Annotated in this window: 1 pseudogene; it reads right to left on the bottom strand. The window is 73.2% G+C overall.

Annotated elements, in window-relative coordinates:
• Nucleotides 1-235 (bottom strand): annotated as a pseudogene (locus SB660_RS23815) (hypothetical protein); the annotation flags it as partial.

The following is a 235-nucleotide window of genomic DNA, read 5'->3' as shown; positions in this document are numbered from 1 at the left end:
GGCCGCAACCGACGACGAGGGCCGATCGCCCCGCGACGTCGCCGACACGCGAAACAGCGTGCCATGCCACGCTCGCGGGCTCGATGAGGGCGGCCTCTCGCAAGTCCGTCCCGTCGGGAAGCGCCCGCAGCATTGTCGCGGGCAGCGCGACACTGTGGGCGAAGGCGCCATCGCGGTGCGGGAACCGCGCGGCGGATCCGAGATAGCCACCGCCCGCGATGTTGGGGCGGTCGAC

Origin of the sequence: Bacillus sp. SIMBA_005, from assembly GCF_046535585.1 — a bacterium.
GTDB lineage: Bacteria > Bacillota > Bacilli > Bacillales > Bacillaceae > Bacillus > Bacillus pumilus.
The sequence above is the reverse complement of the archived record's forward strand: the minus strand, read 5'-3'. Positions and strand labels throughout refer to the sequence as shown.